This window comes from Paenibacillus sp. USHLN196 (assembly GCF_037144955.1).
Classification (GTDB): domain Bacteria; phylum Bacillota; class Bacilli; order Paenibacillales; family Paenibacillaceae; genus Paenibacillus; species Paenibacillus xylanexedens_C.
The window spans coordinates 114,814-132,556 of record NZ_JBBCYH010000004.1 but is presented as its reverse complement, the minus strand read 5'-3'; the positions used below and the strand labels follow the sequence as shown (position 1 = coordinate 132,556).

Below are 17,743 nucleotides of genomic sequence, written 5' to 3'. Positions count from 1 at the left end.
AACGCTTGAACATCCTCTGTAACTACTTCGAATCTTTGATCAATCACATCCAAATAACCCATAAACAGCTTCGGTTATCCGAGTGTTTACGGGCTACAATGATGGAGTTGAAACAGTTAAAATTTATTTAATCGGGATCCAGATCTTTGGCGGCTGATTGGGACCCGGGTATACTTCCAGCTCCGGCATATATGCGTGCTCATAAGGGTTCGATGGAAACCATTGCGAAATAATCTGTTTCCACAGAAGCTGCATGCTCTCCGGCATCGGGCCCTCTACTTCAAATACACTCCATTTGGAAGCAGGCATGGTGAAGGTTGATAATCCATCAGGTACCTCACCATCGTAAGCCGTAGCAATCCAGTATTCCAATTGCTTTTCCTGAATTTCGCTCTGATCCACGACGACACCGAGTAATCCTGGAATATCCCCGTTGTTCAGTTCAAATAAACGATCTTCTGTACCGCTCGTCCACGCTTCCTGCCACATCTTCCCGATCCCTTGCAGATGTTCCCCATCTGCATATGAGAACGTTTGTTTTACTCCGACCAACATAAATTCAGCTTGCTCAACAATTTTGTACTTCATCGGCTCTGCTCCTTTTAGACTCACTTGAATCACCAGACGATTATACGAGTGGACAGCGTTACTGTTCTTTCGAGCCTCACGGGGTGCGATACCATGTTGTCTACGAAATGCTTTGGAAAAAGATTCAGGTGTTTCATAACCGTATTTAAGCGCCAGATCAATGATTTTGTGTTCACTTTGCAGAAGCTCATGTGCCGCCAGTGTCAATCGTCTTCGTCTTATGTATTCGGCTACAGTAACATCAGTTAATAAGGCAAAGGTACGTTGAAAATGAAAAGGAGAGATATGAGCCTCAGCTGCAATCTGCTCCATCGTCATATTTTCGAGCAAGTGGTCTTCTATATATTGAATAGCGACCTGTAATGAGTTGATCCAGTTCATGTGATTATCACTCCTTGATGTCTAATATAACGGATAAACACCCCAATAACCTGTCATACTGTGCTTTCATTTGTCCGGTTTAAGCGCAGGCGATGTAGTTCATATAACCCCTACTCACAGAATTTGACAATGTAAACGATTTACTATAGCCTGTGGGTATAATGATCGTTCTATCTTATTTTGAAGGGAGAGTATCACTGATCATGAGCAGCAAAAAGGAAATGCTTTTGAACGTGGCTGAAGAATTGTTCTACCTTCACGGCTTCCATTCCATTGGCTTGAAGCGGATTATCACGGATGCCGGGATCGCGATTATGACGCTATACAATCACTTTGAGTCCAAGGATGATCTCATTGTCCAGGTACTCTTGCGGCGCGAACAGCGTTATTTAGAACAGCTAAGGCAATATGCAGACAATAAAGCACAACCCATGTTCCTCAATCTGGCTGAAGGCCATGCACGCTGGCTGAAGGAACACGAATCAAGAGGGTGCTTATTTTTACGCGCCAAAGAAGAATTCGGAGGTCATGCAGACCATATTATCGTCCAGACAGTGAATGCGCATAAAAGACATATGAGAACTTTAATCCAAACATTGGCGCCTGCTGCAAGTGATCGAGATCTATTGCGATTCTCCCTGCTGCTGGAGGGTTCCACGGCACTCGCTGAGACAGAAAATGTAAATGACGTCTGCCGTGAACTGATCCATATGACGCAAACCAGTTTCAAATAAAGCTATTCCGGGTGAGTTAATATTTCAACTCACTTTTTTATTTTATAAGAAATATAATGATCGTTCTATCTAAAAGGCGGTGGATTTAATGAAAAAAATTATCTTTCCAGGCATTGCACTTATCGCTGTATGTTATGCGTTCGGGCGATTCAGTTATGGATTGTTTATGCCGGAAATTTCGGAAGCCTTACAATTGAATGATGCAGCCTCTGGCGCGATTAACTCAGGAACGTATATTGCCTACTGCCTGTCCCTTCTAACTGCACCACTATTAATTAATCGCAGGGGACATCATTATGTCATTCAGTTGGCAGGGATCAGCGCAGTGCTCGGATTAACCGGCATTGCCTTTTCTCAAAATGCATGGGTTCTTGCCTTTAGTGTATTTCTAGCCGGTTTGAGTACAGGCTGGGCCTCTCCAGCTCTCGGCAACACGGTTAATGCTGAGCTTGCACCCGATCTGCAAGCAAGAGGCAACAGCTGGATTAACACAGGGACCAGCTTCGGGATTGTTATCTCAGGTCCACTCTACTGGCTGTTCACGGATTACTGGCGTCTAACCTACATCCTGTTTGCTGTAATCGGTGTTGTGGTTCTGTTTTGGAACAGACGTGTTATACCGCCAACCAAGACACTGCCTTGTACCAAATCTCTCTGGGCATGCATGAAACCAACCAGACCAGGGTCAGCTCTGCTCATGGCTTGTCTGTTGACAGGTTTCAGTTCTGCAATCTATTGGACCTTTGCCCGAAATTTCCTCACGGACGAGAAAGGGGCCTCCGATTCGGAAGCCGTGTTGTTCTGGATTGTGATGGGGGTTATGGGGATACTCGGCGGATGCGCTGGTCGCATTATTGAACGTATCGAGATTGGGCGGTCCTACCGAATAGGCATACTGTTGTTGGCTATTTCGCTCGGAGTTATCCTTTTGCCATCGATGACTGCCAGTCTGATCTCTGCCATCATATTTGGCAGCACGTATATTTTCCTGACCAGTGTATTTATCGTTTGGGCGACGAGACTATTCAGTCCGAATGTATCCATCGGAATCAGCCTTGCCTTTCTCGCGCTGGGTGTCGGGCAATTTCTCGGCTCTTCCATAGCAGGTTACACAATTGAAATGTTTTCCAATACAACGGCATTCCTGTCCTTTGCTATACTTGGCCTGTTCGGATTGCTAATTCGAGTGAAATGATTAACAGAACAACCTTCTGATCGTGTTATTCTACTCGGCGTACACTTCCGGTCACTCCATGTTGAAGCTGTACATCTGTAAAAGTAACCGTCGTCCCTTGCCCAATTGGGGACTGGGCCACAATGCCAACTTTGATCTCATCCGGGCAGTCGAGGCCGAAATAACGTACCAGCTTCCACTTCTCTCCATTCTGAGAATAATGGAAAGCAAAGCTGTTGCCTGCCCGGGCTACACGTAAATAAGGCTTGTTAACCTCTACAGGTGCTGATACACAATCATCCGAGTTACCACGAGTAACGACACTAAGAATGGACGGCTGTTCTTCGAAATACTCAAAGCAAACTTTAGCCCAATTCGTATCGTCCACCCTCACCATCAGGCAGCCCGAATCATACTGTTCTTTCATATCCACCTGTACTTGAGTGGTGATGCTGAAATCTCCCTTGATTATCGTATGTAAAAATGGAGCTGAGGCTTTCACCGGCTCACCTCCCGGATCAATGAAAAAGTCACTGATCGGCGAAACGGTTATTGTTACTTTGCCGTCTTCAATGGACCAATCTGCTGGCTCGTTCAGCCATCCCAGGTTGGCAGATAATGTTTGTCCTGAACATTGTTCGAATAGATTCGTCATGTGGCACACCCTTTGTCTGTGATTTTGAATTCGCTGAGTTCTCTGTTGTATTCGTGAAATAACGGAATTATCCTTTCGGATCAGTAAAAGGAAAAAAGCGACTCACATGAGTCGCTTGTATTTCATATATACATAATCGTATTCGGTATGTCATATCAATAGCACGCTATACCGGCAATACATCAGATGCACATCTGAACCCGATATGTCCGGTGGATGTATCCGGCGTATTGGAAATCCGTGCTGCCACTCTGTACCGATTGCAATAGGAACGGTGGCATAGGTAGGAACCACCTTTTAACACCTTGCGAATTTCATCGGGAGAAGCAACAGTCTCAGCAAGTATAGACTTCTCATGATCCGTAACATAGTTGTCAGCGCACCATTCCCATACATTTCCTGACATGTTGTACAGTCCATATCCGTTAGCAGGAAAGGATCGGGATGGGGCCGTGCCCGCATAACCATCAGCGGCATTATTTTGAGTTGGAAAGGTACCTTGCCAGATGTTGCACTGGTGCTGTCCATCCGGCCTCAGAACGTCGCCCCAGGGATATTTCTTCTGGATTAATCCACCTCGTGCTGCATATTCCCACTCAGCTTCTGTAGGCAGGCGCTTCCCCGCCCAGCCACAATACGCATTGGCATCGTTCCAGGAGATATGAATAGCGGGATGGTCAGCCCTGTCGTGCACATCAGAGTCAGGTCCTTCCGGATGAGACCATTCCGCACCTTCGACAACCCACCACCAGGGCGTTTGCTGCACCACGGTACGAACATGCGCAGCCGTTTGCGAAGAAACGAATACATGAAAAACAAAGGACCAGCCGAATCGCTCGGCCTCTGTTCGATACCCGGTCTCCCGCACAAACTGTCCAAACTGCGCATTGGTCACCGTGCATTCATCCAGATAAAAGGGGGCAACCTGGGTTTCCCTGACAGGCCCTTCCCCATCTCCTGCAAAGGCTTCCGGGTCATTGGTGCCCATAAGGAAACGTCCACCTTCAATTAATATGCTGTTCCTGTCGTTTCGTCCGGCGATGTATTCATCGTCTCCCGCCAGCGCATTAGGCGGTAGACGGTCAACGAAAAGTGGAGATACATGGTCGGACGCTGCACTCACCTCACGGGAAGATGTCGATTCAGGCGTGTCCACTGAATGAAATTCCTCCTTAAGCCTGCCGCTCCGGCTTGCAGAACAACAGCAAGAAACTCCCTTTTCGGGTATCTGATCATGCATCTGAAACATCCCCTTTCACTGCTTTAAGACTCCTGATCCCCACTGTACAAGACAGGACGAATGTTCGGAACCGTTGGTGTTGTCATTCCTTCACCCAGATAATAATCAGTCAACAAGGATTGCATATATCCTTTCACCGCCAGTCCATTGCGGTAAGCCGGATTATGCAACATTGTGTAGATGCGCACATCCGACGGTATCGTTGTTGTGTACAGACGCAATTCTGTGAAATCACTCGTTTCATACAGAATTTCCTCTCTCCAATCCCCCAGCAGATCGCCATAAAGTACTGGGGCGTTTCTGGAATTCACGCGAACATCATCGGCTGTAAACAGACGTGTTGTCGTGTTCTGCTCCCAATCCCACTTTTCCACAAAGTTCTTATCCAACAGCTCGCCGAGCACATCACCATCCCACCAAATTCTGAAATTGGTCGAGGGCTGGACTGAGCTGATCACTTCACCGTGCACATTGTAGATATTGCCTGAACTGGACCACATCTCAAGCCCATTGTGCCGTGGATCAATATCCGCCAGTGTTCCCCGTGCGACGTCCTGTGGGACTTCCCCTGTACGAATAATCTCGCCCGTCGCCGCATCGGCATAAAACCAAGGAAATTGATTGACGTTTCCATTCTCCGCCTGCTGAACCCCGAATTGCTCCAGCCCCGGTCGATCCGGATCAATGTCTGTAATGTGGAATCGATCACCATGGACTACGCCCGGCAGACTGTATAAGGTCTCTCCGTTATCATCCAGCGCCCAGCCTCCGAATGACACCTCATCCTTCCCATCCCCGTCAAGATCCAATATACGAATCTGGTGGAAAAACTCACCGTCCGCTCCAGCATGTCTCCAACGCTCGGTCAGGGCACCGTCTGCATAATCATAGGCTGAGGTCACATACTGAAAATTACGGCTAAGCGCACGATTCTTGAGCGCCGTAATCAAGCTTGGATGTTCACCATCCAGATAAGCAATGCCAAAGTGCCCACTGAGTGGACCATCGGCTGCATAATCATTGGTTATCGCTGTGCGTGCCGCTTCTGTTCCAGTCAGTCCATCCACGACGGACACATATTGAGCACGCTCCGTTGTCGCAGGAACGACCTGACCATCTGCAAACCTCACTCCTTCAAAGGTACGCAGCAGTACTTCAGCCTTCCCGTCACTGTCCAGATCAAATACCGTTATATTGTCGTTATCCCGCCAGCCTCCAAGTCCCGGCACTCCAAATTCACTGACGGAAGCAGGCGGCGCATTATATGTATCTATCGTTGTGACACTGTATGGACCCAGATCGATCCGCCACAGGAAACCTTCGATCAGACTGTAGGCTTCCACATATTTATTCCCTCCGTTCACCGGAATGCGGGTGACCACATATTCATATTCCCCATCACCGTCCAGATCCCCAGGCCAGCCATGCTGCACAAAATAATCGGACGGATTGGATGTTATATTTTGCAGCGGAATACTGAAATAATTACGGATCTCGGGATTGGCTGCCAATACGACCTCGGCACTCGCATCCTGCAACTCGCCGTCCACATAAGACTTCACGATATACGTGTGGCTCAGGGTTACATCCACATTCGTATCCGTATAATTGGTTCCCTGCGTCAAAGGCTGGGCGTTCAGCTTCACCTCTTCTGTACCCGTCCGACGATAGATATCAAATGTAACCTGCTGCGGTTCGGTCCCAAGCAGACGCCAGCTCAGATATACCTTGTTCTCCCCCAGATATACGGCAGTAAGACCTCGTCCCAGATTTTCAACCAGACGCGGTGCAGACCCTTCTGCGGCATCTGCCTGGAGTACTCCCCCTCCCGGTGAAGCAATGCCGGTCCATCCAATAACTCCACTTAACAGTAACGTGAATAGTACTTTGGTTCCTTTGGCCACAGTTGATTTGGTTTTCATTTACAATGCCCCTCCATCGATGATTAGTGTGTGCGTAAAAAAAGGCAAAGCCTGTTATCTCTGTCCCCACGAGCCAATCTAATGAGATCGACTGATCTGGTTCAGCAATAACTGCTTTGCCTCCGGATGCCCGGTCAACATGGTCTATCTACCGCTCTAACGGCTTGGTTCCTCCACGATCATAGAAAAAGGGGCCTTTCGCCCAACTGACAGCCAGATGCATCAGCAGTTCTGTCTTTAATTGCTCCCGAATTACAGCATGCTGCTCCCCATCATACAGGTTCGTCCACTCATGAGGGTCAAACGTCAGGTGATACAATTCACCCTTCGTTTCATGTACTCTCGATGCAGACTCCGCGACAGAGCCTTCCAAGTACAGAATGAGCTTCCACTCCGCAGTCCGCCACATATAGGCCGGAGCCGAATGAGGTGCCGTTACTCCCTTTCCATGGAATTCACAGAACGTTCCGCGATGCCGGAGATCGCCCAGCAGATCGACACCAGGTAGCATCGGATTCGCTTCAAGTCCAGCTGCACGTGTCAATGTCGGCACCAGATCCACCAATTCCGCAGGCCCCCGATCAATCGTTCCGCGCTTCTGCTCCTGAATGTGGGTACCGGACAATATGAGCGGCACCCTCACACTGCTGTCATACAGATTATATTTGGTGAAGCGAAACTGTCGTTCCCCCAGCATCTCTCCATGATCCGAGACAAATACAATCAGCGCGTTATCCAGCCTCCCCTGGTTCTCCAACTTCTCCAAAGCGAGTCCAAAGTAATGATCGAGCCAGGAGCAATTCGCCCAGTATCTAAGCGTAGTCCTCCTTCGCTCCTCCGAGCTGCGCTGGTCCCATACCTTCTTCTTGTCGAGGTACGACTGCCGACTATTCGAATTCAATTCATCGGAAGCGGCCAGGTGAGTCTGCACTTCATCCTCCCACGGCGGTTGCGGGATATGCGGAATATCTTCCAGCCTGTACAGGTCTTCGAATGCTTTGGGCACATTGAACCCGGCATGTGGCTTCAGGAAAGACAGATAAAAAAATAACGGCCGCTCCGGGTCTATCCCTTCATCCAAAAATTGCAGCGCCTGCTCGGCTACCCAGCCATCCCGATGCTGATTCATCGGAATCTGACTTGTAAGCCCTGTATAGCCATTGACATTTTCCTCACCGCTTCCAAAATCCTTGGTCTCCTGATGGTAGGCTTCCAGCGCTTCAGGATGGGAGTCGCCCATCATTGTCGCTCCCTGTTCATAATGGCCACTTTGACGAGAAAGTCCGATGGATCTTACTTCGAACCCTCGCGTGGAAGGCTCATCTACGCCCTCGCTATGGTTCCAATGCGTTTTTCCGAATCCGGCTGTCTGATACCCTGCGCGGTGCATTAACTCCGGCAAAGGTTCAGAAGGCAGCTTGTCTTCCTCGAACAATCCGCCATAATTCGTTCGAACCCCAAGCTGTGACGGATAATATCCCATCATCATGGAACTTCGGCTCGGCGCACACATCGGTGATTGGCAGACCGCATCGCGGAAAGTGATTCCCTCGTCTGCAAGTTTATCAAGATTCGGTGTATGAATATGTTCATTGAACGTTCCAATACAGTCCCATCGCTGCTGATCCGTCATGAGAAAAATAATATTTGGCTTGTCCTGTGACACGTCACATCCCACTCTCCTTTGGGCTGAAAACTAGGGCGTGTCTTAAACGGAGCGGTTACCCCGATTGTGCCCGGTATGCTTGTGAATGTCTTCCCGGTAACGACTTGGCGTCGTTCCCTCGCTTTTCTTGAACAAACGATTAAAGTAACTGGGCTGATAGCCCACCTGCTCCGCAATTTCACTGATCTTGACGTCTGTCGATTCAAGCAGCTCCTTGGCCCGTTGGAGCCTTATCTCAGTCAGATAGTCCACAAAGTTCTGCTTGAATGCCTGCTTGAATGCCCGACTTAATGTGTAGGAATGAACCCCGTAAAGATCTGCCAATTCATCCAGCGATAACGCTTCTGCATACTGCTGCTGCGCATGCTCCTTCATCTGATGAACAGCCATCTGTATCTGCTTCTCTTCCTTGCCTGTGAATTCCTCTACACATACATGCACAACCCGTTCCCTGAACCACAGGAACAATTCATCCAGATCATGCAGTTGCAGCACCTCTTCATACATCCCTACACCAAACAGTTCAACCGGATCTTCCCCTAATTGCAAAAGGTTATGTTGTATGCGTGCCAGCAGTTGGAATAAAGCCTGACGGACACGCTTCTCTGGCGCTTCAGATCGGGCATACGTGCCTATAAATAGGCTGAACTGTTCCAGAGCAGTGTCCTGTTCACCACTCCGTAATGCCGAGATGATGGCCTGTTCCAGCTCAAGCGGATAAGCTCCATGTTCATTCACATCCTGCTCTGCCTCCTCATTCATATCAATGATGGTCACATTGGAAGAGAACTGTCTTTTTCTCAACACAGCCCTCGATTCTCTGACCAGCTGTGGGATATGGGAGGCATCTGATGTGAGTTTGCTGATCGAGACTGTCATGCGAACGTTCCATTCCGACTGCACGGCTTCCAGCCATTGCTGGGCCATCCGAGATAATTCTTGCCTGAATTCAGGTGTCTCTGGCTGGACCTCTGAAGGGACAGCGAGCAACAGCGCAATGGACATGTCATGGTAATTGATCGTCTCGGCCCGGTAAGGAAGTCCCTCCAACTGCCTGTTCAGCATGTCCGTTGCGGCAAAACTGATCCACTCCTGAGATTCGCTCTGATTTCGCTCCTTAGCCCCATATAGAAGAACTCCACTCGGACGCATGTGAGCAAACAGGATGATGAACCGTTCATCCCGAAGGACCCAGCCCAGCTGTGCCAGACGTTCCTTCCATTCATGGTCGGATGACAGTAACAGATGACCCAGCGTGAGCTGAATCAGCAAGCTCTCCCGGGCAAGTGGAAGCTGCTCTTCCAACCGTTGCTGCAACGATTCTCTCTCCTGATTAACGCCGATCCAGCGCTGTTCAATATGCTTGATTTCATCCAGTTGTACAGACCCATTTGAGCGGGTAGACGCTGCAGACAACACTTTGGGAGAGGATGACACTTCTGGCGCTATAGCGTCGACCGGTGCTCCAGTCACGGTAAATATTCGCAGTAATTTCGTAAACGGTTTATAGAGCTGGAGCGAGCCGACCCACGCCAGAATAAGAGCCAGTAAGAGTCCTGATCCGTTGACGAGAAGAACGATTCGGGGTACAGACACAATCGGAGCTACAATCTCATTGAGAGGCACCGCGGACACATAAGTCCAATCGGTACTCAGTCTGCGGAAGGTGCCCGATTGAACCGAGTAGGTCAGTCCCTCATATTCCATCAGGAAAGAAGACAGATTCCCTTCCAGGTTCAACATATGTTCACGGACAGCATGCTGTAATCCACCAAGTGCTTGGTCTTGCGGAAGCATGGGGTTGCCCTGCTCATCCAGCAGGAATGTCGTCCCGCCATTATACGGAGACAAGGTCTGCAACATGTTAACCAGTTGCTTGTTATCCAGCGTAATCGTTAGTGCACCCAGTGCATCGTCGCTTCCACCCGGAAGTCGATTCACCATCATCATGGACATGCCATCCATGGAGCGGGACCAATATGTGGCCTGGGGCTGGTGAGTTAGCAGTTCATACTTCTCAATCTCCCCAGCGTCTTTAACAAAATCATATCGTTCAGAATCCATCTTCACGGCCCGGGGTTCCCCCAGATACAACTGAACTTTGCCGATCAGTGTATTGGAATTCTGAATCATCAGCAGCAATCGGTACAGTTCATGAACCTGTTTATATTTGAATACAAAATCGAGCTCTTTCAGACGGTTATCGAAAACCGGATCGAAGGCCCACTGCGAGAAGGTCAATTCAAGCGCATCCAATTGTTCGCCAACCCACACGGTGCGTTGTCCAAATTGATGCAGATGGGTTTGCTGCAAAATCTTTTCCATTTTGACGGTGACCCAGCCATACAGCAACACCCCTGTAATGACTCCCGGAATGCAGGCGATAAACAGAATCATCATCAGGCTGCGCCTGAAATAACGCCCTTTGGGTAGTGGGTCTGCTGTGCGCTTGAATATCATCTGTATGGACCTCCTTTCCGGGAATACCCGCCTGAATGCAGACTTATCCTTTGACCGAACCGATCAGGGCTCCTTTGGCAAAATGCTTTTGTATAAACGGATACACCACCAGCACTGGTAATATGGCTACAATGATCGCGGCCATCTTCAACATTTCTGTCGGCGGTGTCTCCACCTGCTGTCCAGGCGCAACCAGATCAATGTTGGATGCATTCAGCAGCATATTTTGCAGTAATACTTGAATGGGCCATTTCGCAGAATCGTTCAGATATAACAGTGCCGCGAAGAATTGATTCCAGTACCCTACGGCAAAAAACAATCCAAAGGCAGCAAGCGCAGGCATCGATAAGGGCAACACAATCGTGTACCAGGTTCGGATGGCACTACAGCCATCAATGGATGCTGCTTCGCTGATCTCTGCGGGCAGGCTGTCGAAGAAATTTTTCATCAGCAACACCGTCCAGCCATTGGCAAGCGCAGGCAGGATCAGTGCCCAGATATTATTGATCAGCCCCAGTTCCCGCACCAGCAGGTAATTTGGAATGATGCCCGGGCTAAACAAGATGGTTAGTACAATCAGGAACATCAGTATTTTTCTGAATTGGAATCGCTTCTGGGACAGTGCATAAGCCAGAGAGGATGATACAGCCAGGCTGCACACCGTACCGACGGTTGCCAGAAATGCACTGTTTCCCAGCGAGCGTGCAAAGGCAGGCGTGGATAACAAATACGTATAGGCTTCAACAGACCAGCGTTCCGGGAAGAGTACGATTTTCTTTTGCAAATACTCTCCGGGGTCCGTGAATGAAACGACGAAAACATAATATAGCGGGAAAAACATAACCACAGCCAATAGTCCAAGCGTAACCACATTCAGGGACTGTCCAATCCGCTCACTCCATTTCATGCGATGCATTCGAAACCTCCTCTCCATTGATCAAAGGCTGGTACGGATATGGGTAGGGTACCGGTACTAACTAATAGACGCCTTCCTGACCCAAGCGCTTTACCACACGATTTGCGACAACGACCAGCACCAGACCAATTACGGATTTGAACAGTCCAACCGCTGTACTGTAGCTGAAATCTCCCTGCTCAATCCCTGTGCGGTATACATAGGTGTCGAATACTTCGGCCACTTCAGATACAGCGCCGTTGTACATGAGGAAGATTTGCTCAAACCCCACTTCCATGATGTCTCCCAGCCTTAAAATCAAGAGTACGATGATGACACTGCGGATGGCAGGCAGCGTAATGTGCCAGATCTGGCGCAATCGTCCCGCTCCATCCATGCGTGCCGCCTCATACAGCTGAGTATCCACACTCGCCATGGCCGCCAGAAACACAATCGTGCCCCAACCTGCTTCCTTCCACATCGCTTGCAAGGTGACCATGATCCAGAAGCTGTCCGGGTTCGTTAAGATATCCACGCGGGGCCATCCCCATAAAGCGAATAACTCGTTAATCAGTCCCGTTCCTTTGGCGAACAGCAGCAACGTTAAGCCAGCAATGATTACCCAGGAGAGGAAATGCGGCATATAGATAATCGTTTGAATGAGTCTCTTATACGCCACACTTCGCAGTTCATTGAGTCCCAGGGAGATCAGGATCGGAAAAGGAAAGAACAATATCAGATTGAGCAGGCTGATCGCCAGCGTATTTCGGAACAACAAGGCAAAGTCCGGATTATCAAAGAGTGCTGTAAAGTGCTGCAAACCAACCCACTCACTGCCCTGAATCCCCCGAAAGGGCGAGTAATCCTGAAACGCAATGATAATGCCCCACATCGGGATGTATTTGAAAACGAGGAAGAACAATATGCCCGGCAGTGCAAGCACATATAACGACCGGTCACGCCGAAGTGCAGACAGCAAGTTTAATCCTTTCTTTTTGGTTGAAGTCTGCTTCCCCTTAACCGTACTCATTCGTTGCTCATGGGTGCTCATGGTTTGCAGCTCCTTCCCTCAGATTCACTGTCCATTTCTTTTCTTGTATGCTTCGGTCATCTCATCACTCATGGCCTGGAAATTCGGATCATTCCGCAAGGTTTCCACAAAGGCATCCCAAGCTTCAATTGGCTCCCGGCCCAGAATAATCTTTGCTTTCAGATCCTGGATCTTCTTGTTGAGTTCAGGCAGCACTTTCTGCCCGGTCTCCGATTGAAGGCCAGCGGCCAGATCCGCCACGCTCGTTTTGTCTCGCTCTGCCTCCACTTTTTTGAACAGTTCATTGGCCTGTGTCTCTTCATCCGTTTCACCAGTGGTATCCCAAGGCAGGTCGATGACGTTAACGATATGATTGAAATCCGACGCGTTATCCGCCATCAACTTTTCACTACTTGCTACCTTTTTGCCATCGACCACTTCATAATGTGTACCTTCAATCCCGAACTGCTGGATTTCAAACACTTCCGGATTCATCCAGGTATCGACGAGTTGGAGAATTCGTTTCATCTTCTCTTCCGGCACACTGGCAGGGATCGCCAGAATACCGTTGTACCCCGAACCTTTCGGATTATATCCATTCAGATTGGTCAAGGGATAGAAATCCGTATATTTAAAAGAAGGATCGACCTTCTTCAGGTCATCGGCATAGATTTTGCGCATCGTACCTGTCTTGTCCACGATAATACCCGCCTGATTGCGCTTGAACAGTTCTCTGGCCTGCGTCAGCTTGAGCGAAAGCAGATCTTCCGGCATCATCCCGCTGCTATAGGCTTTGGTTAGATATTGAAGGGATTCTTTCACCTCGGGTAACAGCTCCCTGTAGACCAGCTTCCCCTGAGACTCATCCCATTTCCAACTGCTATTGGTTCCGATAAAGGAATTCTCAATGGCACCGAGAACGGGGCCCAGATTACCTCCCCAGCCGAGATCATCGGGACTAATATACGCGGCAAGTGCTGTGGTATCTTTAGTTCCGTTACCATCAGGGTCCTGCTCTACAAAAGCCTCCATCACGTTGAATAACTCATCCGTGGTCTCTGGCACCTGCAAATTCAATCGGTCGAGCCAATCCTTGCGGATGATGAAAAAAGAATCTCCAGTGACTGGACGAGGCCGCGGGATACCATAATTGTTGCCGTCAGCTGCCTTGGTCGTATCCCATGCAATATCAGGAATGCCTCCACTGAGATTCGGATAGTCCTTGATATAAGGGGTGATGTCCCAGAAAGCACCTTGTTTGACCATCTTGGTGAAGGTACTTCCAAACGGATCATTAATCATGATCAGATCAGGTATATCCCCGGAAGCCAGGGTCAGATTGAGCTTGTCACCATAGATATTGTTGGAGACCCACTGGATATTCATTTTGGAGTTAGTCGCTTCTTCAATGGCGCGTTTGATTACATTATCATCAGCAGCGGGGACGGCACTCGGCGTGATGGTCATAATGCTGACTTCCAATGGATCGTCTGCATTGCCACTGTTGCCACTTACCTGTCCTTCTTCTTTACTTCCGCATGCACTAAGCACCACGGACATGACCATGACAACCGATATGATCCAGGCCAGATTACGGGTGTTACGTTTCCCCACTTTTTGCATAGGCTTTCCCATCCTCCTTAGTCTCTTAAACCTATAGTCTTAATCGGATTAACGATTAAAAAAGGGGCTTTGACAGGCCTTTGAAGAAGATTCTTCCTGACCGGTCAAAGCTTTCACTCACTATAACGAACACCCGTATTTCCTGCAATTGCACTTTTTTGCACCTGTTAGATACGTTAGAAAATGCGCCAAGAACCCTTTCACTTCAACGATAGGGTCTGATAATGCGCTCATCCCATACTTGTACTTCAATATATCGTTCCGGGCCTTGATCGCCTAGACGGTTCCATTCTTGAGGCCAACCATAGGCCTGAATAACTTCCAGGATTTCGCCCTTGGTGTAGATCTGCTTACGGTAAGGTTTATCATCCGAATAACGCATGGTTGGAAAGAGGTCTCCATACGTGAAGCTCACAACTTCGGCAGACAGATCTTCCCACGGAATGATCAATTGATCCGGTTCGGTATACCAGGATGACAACCATTCACATGCACCAAGGGTCAGATAGTGGGGATATGGATTGGTCGGGGTTCCGCCTTTGCCCTTAAACTGCTCGTACGCTTTATGTTCAAGTGCTCTTCGGATGGTCATATAATCCGCTGATCGCCGACTGGCAAAATTCCGGCCTTGATCACGGATTTGTTGAGTAACTGTTTCGGCTTCCTCATTAGACAGGCTGGAGAGATTTAGGAAAGGACCAAGACTTTTCTCAAAATAATGATATGCGTTCAATCCGTCATACGAATCTCCACCTCCAACAAATCGCTCCGTATCCATATTCGTTAGTCATAGTGTACATCATGCCAACATTTATGGAAATATCTGTAGCAAAATATTACCTGTGGATATAGTTACACTTGGGCACTTCAATTTGCACGGGGGAAATCCACTATTATCAAGGAAATATTAACCAATAAGTGGTAGACTAATAAAAAGTATTTATCTTCAGCGGGCTTAAAAGGAGGTCGTATTATGTTTGGTGTTAACGTGAAAAAAATAGAAGATCAACTGGTCATCCGTTGGCAGTTTTCCAAAGTAGAAATTCCCATCTCCAACATTACGTCAGTTACCCTTGACGATACATATGGTGGCAGCGAACTATCAGCCGTTCGAATAGGAGCAGCGTATGGTGCCTCCGAAACCATCCTGATTCGTACTACCAATCAATCCTACATTCTGTTCACTTCTAACGAAGCATTGTTTCCGAAAATTAGTGATTTGGTATCCAGCACAGTAAGTTAGCTCATTCATCGAACTTGCATCCATTCGCAAGAGATCGTTTCATATAAAAAGCGTCAGCATTGGCATAATTCTCTCATGCCTTGCTGACGCTTTTTGTAAGTTGAGTATCCTTTCAGATGACAGCCCTATGTCCAACTCCACTTCGGTAAATGATCGAGCGTAATAACCGCTGCACTATGGTACACTTCCTTCAAAAATGCCACATCATTATGCGTACCGTCTCTCAGGAATCCACCTGTCCAGGTACAGAACCAACTCCAGTGTACATCCTGTTCCTTCATCTGCTTGGGGTCCGGAATAGAGCCGTTCTCGGCGAGTGCAATGATTTTGCTATCCTTCACAAGCTCACGCAGGTTGGCGTAACGCGCAGCCAACGGGCTGTGATCTCCTGCTTCCGGGTATACATCCACACTGACAATATCCACGACATCATCACCCGGATACCATTCCGGTTTTTCCGAGTTCCAGACCCAGATAAGGTTGTGCAGCTGATGTTCTTGAACCAATCGATCATACAACAAACAATATAGCTGTTTGGCAGGTTCGGGGCCTTTCGCTCCCCACCAGAACCACCCACCTTCTGCTTCATGAAGCGGTCGGAATAATACAGGTACACCCGCATCCTTCAACTCTTGCAAGTGAACTGCAATCGCATCGATATCCCGGATCAATAACTGATATGCTTCCGATTCAATATCAGCAAGCGCATAGGCAAGATCATAGGTTGTGGCATCCGTATAGAACCCCCGCCACCACTCTTTACCTGGTTCATCGATCAGATCCGTCGGTGCGTTCCAGTGCCAGCATAGCGTCACGATCCCGCCTTGCTTATGCCAGTCTATCGCATCCCGAATCTCCTGGGAGACCGCACCACGCTCTGTTCTTGATGGCGAATATTCCATGAGATCAAAGCCAATCACAGCTGGCTTCCGGCCTGTATTTTCATTAATCCAGTTAAGATTGCTGTAATCCTGTTGGCCTGACAACATCCCTTTTCGATAACGCTCGACCAGGAACGCCATAAGCTCTCTCGCTTCGGGTGTCGCTGCTTTATTCACCGGAACTCTGCTGATCTCACGCACTGTCATCTCTACACCTCCAATTGGATTTACCTTGTTAACCCACTACACCAGAACGTTCAATACTCTCCACGAAATAACGTTGCACGAACAGATACAGAATTATCAGCGGTGCAATCGCCAGCAAAATGCCTGTATCCACGATCATGGCCACATAGTTCGGATCGGCCTTGATGCCCGAGTTCGAGCCAAAACCCATCAGTTGCGGAATCAATTGGTTTGCCTGAGCCGGTAAAGAAGCCACCTTCAGTGAAATCAGTGGACTTTCACTCATGAACAGTGCCGAATAAAACGTATCATTGTACTGCCAGACAAACGAGAACAGAATGACCGTAATCAGCGGCGAGATTGCATTGGGTAACATGATACGGGCAAATGTCTTGAATCCACCTGCGCCGTCAATCAGTGCGGCCTCCTCGATTTCCTTCGGCATCCCCTTGAAAAACTGCCGGAAGATATAGATGAATAACCCCGCCTTCAGTCCTCCTGCCGTAGCAGCCGTAATCATTGAAGGCCAGTACGTATTGAGCAGGTTAATCCCGTTTTTTCCCGTGAACAACTGCATGATGCCCATAAAGTCGAAGCTGCGGAAATGCAGATACATCGGTACCATAAGCGTACTTGTCGGAACCAGAATAGTCAGAATCACCAGGATGAATAGCACATTGCTACCCGGAAACGAGAACCGGGCGAAGCCGTATCCGGCAAGTGCACAGGATATGGCTGTCAGAAGCGTTGTGATGGTAACAAAGAGTAAGGTGTTCGCCAGCAAGGGAAGAAAATCCATCACTTGGGCTGCAAGCCGGATGTTATCCAGTGTAAAATGCTGGGGAATCATATAGATCGTCGGATTGTAGATATCCTGCTTATCCTTGAACGCGACTGAAACTTTGAGAAATAACGGATACAAAATAATAAATGAAATTCCGATGACCAGTGCATATCTGAAAATGGAATAGAGAAGGTCCGATGTCTTGTTTCGTACCCGCTGCATGTGGTAATTCTGTTTTGGAACCACTACCATGCGATCTGTTCCTGACGCAGCCATAATCT

The 17,743-nt window shown here is 48.4% G+C and carries 15 protein-coding genes; 3 read left to right on the top strand and 12 right to left on the bottom strand.

All coding sequences use genetic code 11. From position 1 onward, the window contains the following. Positions 1 to 123: 123 nt before the first annotated feature. Positions 124 to 969, bottom strand: a complete 846-nt coding sequence (locus tag WFI24_RS10490) for an AraC family transcriptional regulator (protein ID WP_336760532.1) — start codon at positions 967 to 969, stop codon at positions 124 to 126. A 203-nt stretch (positions 970 to 1,172) separates the two neighbouring features. Between WFI24_RS10490 and WFI24_RS10485 the strand changes: the two genes are divergently transcribed. After that, entirely contained in the window at positions 1,173 to 1,703 is a 531-nt protein-coding gene (locus WFI24_RS10485) for a TetR/AcrR family transcriptional regulator (RefSeq protein WP_336760531.1), read from the top strand. Between the two features lie 88 nt (positions 1,704 to 1,791). Next, complete coding sequence (locus WFI24_RS10480) at positions 1,792 to 2,898, top strand: MFS transporter (protein ID WP_336760530.1); 1,107 nt, start codon at positions 1,792 to 1,794, stop codon at positions 2,896 to 2,898. Between the two features lie 25 nt (positions 2,899 to 2,923). Here the strand turns inward: WFI24_RS10480 and WFI24_RS10475 are convergent, their stop codons facing one another. The 9 genes from WFI24_RS10475 to WFI24_RS10435 form a co-directional block, all read right to left on the bottom strand. After that, the gene (locus WFI24_RS10475; protein ID WP_336760528.1) at positions 2,924 to 3,532 is read right to left on the bottom strand and encodes a DUF1349 domain-containing protein; all 609 of its coding nucleotides are present in this window, start codon (positions 3,530 to 3,532) and stop codon (positions 2,924 to 2,926) included. 166 nt (positions 3,533 to 3,698) lie between these two features. Further along, positions 3,699 to 4,772 carry a formylglycine-generating enzyme family protein gene (locus WFI24_RS10470; protein WP_442956211.1) on the bottom strand — a complete coding sequence of 358 codons (1,074 nt, stop codon included), beginning with the start codon at positions 4,770 to 4,772 and terminating at the stop codon, positions 3,699 to 3,701. A gap of 23 nt (positions 4,773 to 4,795) precedes the next feature. Beyond that, positions 4,796 to 6,694: a rhamnogalacturonan lyase family protein gene (locus WFI24_RS10465; protein WP_336760524.1), complete on the bottom strand. Its 1,899-nt coding sequence runs from the start codon at positions 6,692 to 6,694 to the stop codon at positions 4,796 to 4,798. A gap of 148 nt (positions 6,695 to 6,842) precedes the next feature. After that, positions 6,843 to 8,360, bottom strand: coding sequence for a sulfatase family protein (locus WFI24_RS10460; RefSeq protein ID WP_336760522.1), 1,518 nt, complete (start codon positions 8,358 to 8,360; stop codon positions 6,843 to 6,845). 42 nt (positions 8,361 to 8,402) lie between these two features. Continuing rightward, positions 8,403 to 10,820 (bottom strand): helix-turn-helix domain-containing protein, encoded by a 2,418-nt coding sequence (locus WFI24_RS10455; RefSeq protein WP_336760521.1) that lies wholly within the window; start codon positions 10,818 to 10,820, stop codon positions 8,403 to 8,405. 43 nt (positions 10,821 to 10,863) lie between these two features. Next, the gene (locus WFI24_RS10450) at positions 10,864 to 11,736 is read right to left on the bottom strand and encodes a carbohydrate ABC transporter permease (protein WP_442956210.1); all 873 of its coding nucleotides are present in this window, start codon (positions 11,734 to 11,736) and stop codon (positions 10,864 to 10,866) included. Between the two features lie 61 nt (positions 11,737 to 11,797). Further along, the gene (locus tag WFI24_RS10445; protein WP_222125209.1) at positions 11,798 to 12,745 is read right to left on the bottom strand and encodes an ABC transporter permease; all 948 of its coding nucleotides are present in this window, start codon (positions 12,743 to 12,745) and stop codon (positions 11,798 to 11,800) included. Positions 12,746 to 12,790: 45 nt separating this feature from the next. After that, entirely contained in the window at positions 12,791 to 14,368 is a 1,578-nt protein-coding gene (locus WFI24_RS10440; protein WP_336760520.1) for an extracellular solute-binding protein, read from the bottom strand. A 205-nt stretch (positions 14,369 to 14,573) separates the two neighbouring features. Next, positions 14,574 to 15,146, bottom strand: a complete 573-nt coding sequence (locus tag WFI24_RS10435; protein ID WP_336760518.1) for a hypothetical protein — start codon at positions 15,144 to 15,146, stop codon at positions 14,574 to 14,576. 195 nt (positions 15,147 to 15,341) lie between these two features. Here WFI24_RS10435 and WFI24_RS10430 point away from each other — a divergent pair, with 195 nt between their 5' ends. Further along, positions 15,342 to 15,611, top strand: a complete 270-nt coding sequence (locus tag WFI24_RS10430) for a SunI/YnzG family protein (RefSeq protein ID WP_336760516.1) — start codon at positions 15,342 to 15,344, stop codon at positions 15,609 to 15,611. A gap of 125 nt (positions 15,612 to 15,736) precedes the next feature. Here the strand turns inward: WFI24_RS10430 and WFI24_RS10425 are convergent, their stop codons facing one another. Together WFI24_RS10425 and WFI24_RS10420 are read right to left on the bottom strand one after the other, a co-directional pair. Continuing rightward, positions 15,737 to 16,699, bottom strand: coding sequence for a glycosyl hydrolase (locus WFI24_RS10425; RefSeq protein WP_336760515.1), 963 nt, complete (start codon positions 16,697 to 16,699; stop codon positions 15,737 to 15,739). A gap of 28 nt (positions 16,700 to 16,727) precedes the next feature. Next, the gene (locus WFI24_RS10420; protein WP_336760513.1) at positions 16,728 to 17,738 is read right to left on the bottom strand and encodes a carbohydrate ABC transporter permease; all 1,011 of its coding nucleotides are present in this window, start codon (positions 17,736 to 17,738) and stop codon (positions 16,728 to 16,730) included. Positions 17,739 to 17,743: the final 5 nt, after the last annotated feature.

What these genes read in the sequence shown, in the direction of transcription:
- WFI24_RS10440 (WP_336760520.1), bottom strand. Translation starts at nt 14,368, where the DNA reads ATGCAAAAAGTGGGGAAACGTAACACCCGTAATCTGGCCTGGATCATA.
- WFI24_RS10470 (WP_442956211.1), bottom strand. Translation starts at nt 4,772, where the DNA reads ATGCATGATCAGATACCCGAAAAGGGAGTTTCTTGCTGTTGTTCTGCA.
- WFI24_RS10435 (WP_336760518.1), bottom strand. Translation starts at nt 15,146, where the DNA reads ATGGATACGGAGCGATTTGTTGGAGGTGGAGATTCGTATGACGGATTG.
- WFI24_RS10450 (WP_442956210.1), bottom strand. Translation starts at nt 11,736, where the DNA reads ATGCATCGCATGAAATGGAGTGAGCGGATTGGACAGTCCCTGAATGTG.
- WFI24_RS10420 (WP_336760513.1), bottom strand. Translation starts at nt 17,738, where the DNA reads ATGGCTGCGTCAGGAACAGATCGCATGGTAGTGGTTCCAAAACAGAAT.
- WFI24_RS10490 (WP_336760532.1), bottom strand. Translation starts at nt 969, where the DNA reads ATGAACTGGATCAACTCATTACAGGTCGCTATTCAATATATAGAAGAC.
- WFI24_RS10475 (WP_336760528.1), bottom strand. Translation starts at nt 3,532, where the DNA reads ATGACGAATCTATTCGAACAATGTTCAGGACAAACATTATCTGCCAAC.
- WFI24_RS10465 (WP_336760524.1), bottom strand. Translation starts at nt 6,694, where the DNA reads ATGAAAACCAAATCAACTGTGGCCAAAGGAACCAAAGTACTATTCACG.
- WFI24_RS10480 (WP_336760530.1), top strand. Translation starts at nt 1,792, where the DNA reads ATGAAAAAAATTATCTTTCCAGGCATTGCACTTATCGCTGTATGTTAT.
- WFI24_RS10445 (WP_222125209.1), bottom strand. Translation starts at nt 12,745, where the DNA reads ATGAGTACGGTTAAGGGGAAGCAGACTTCAACCAAAAAGAAAGGATTA.
- WFI24_RS10455 (WP_336760521.1), bottom strand. Translation starts at nt 10,820, where the DNA reads ATGATATTCAAGCGCACAGCAGACCCACTACCCAAAGGGCGTTATTTC.
- WFI24_RS10430 (WP_336760516.1), top strand. Translation starts at nt 15,342, where the DNA reads ATGTTTGGTGTTAACGTGAAAAAAATAGAAGATCAACTGGTCATCCGT.
- WFI24_RS10425 (WP_336760515.1), bottom strand. Translation starts at nt 16,699, where the DNA reads ATGACAGTGCGTGAGATCAGCAGAGTTCCGGTGAATAAAGCAGCGACA.
- WFI24_RS10485 (WP_336760531.1), top strand. Translation starts at nt 1,173, where the DNA reads ATGAGCAGCAAAAAGGAAATGCTTTTGAACGTGGCTGAAGAATTGTTC.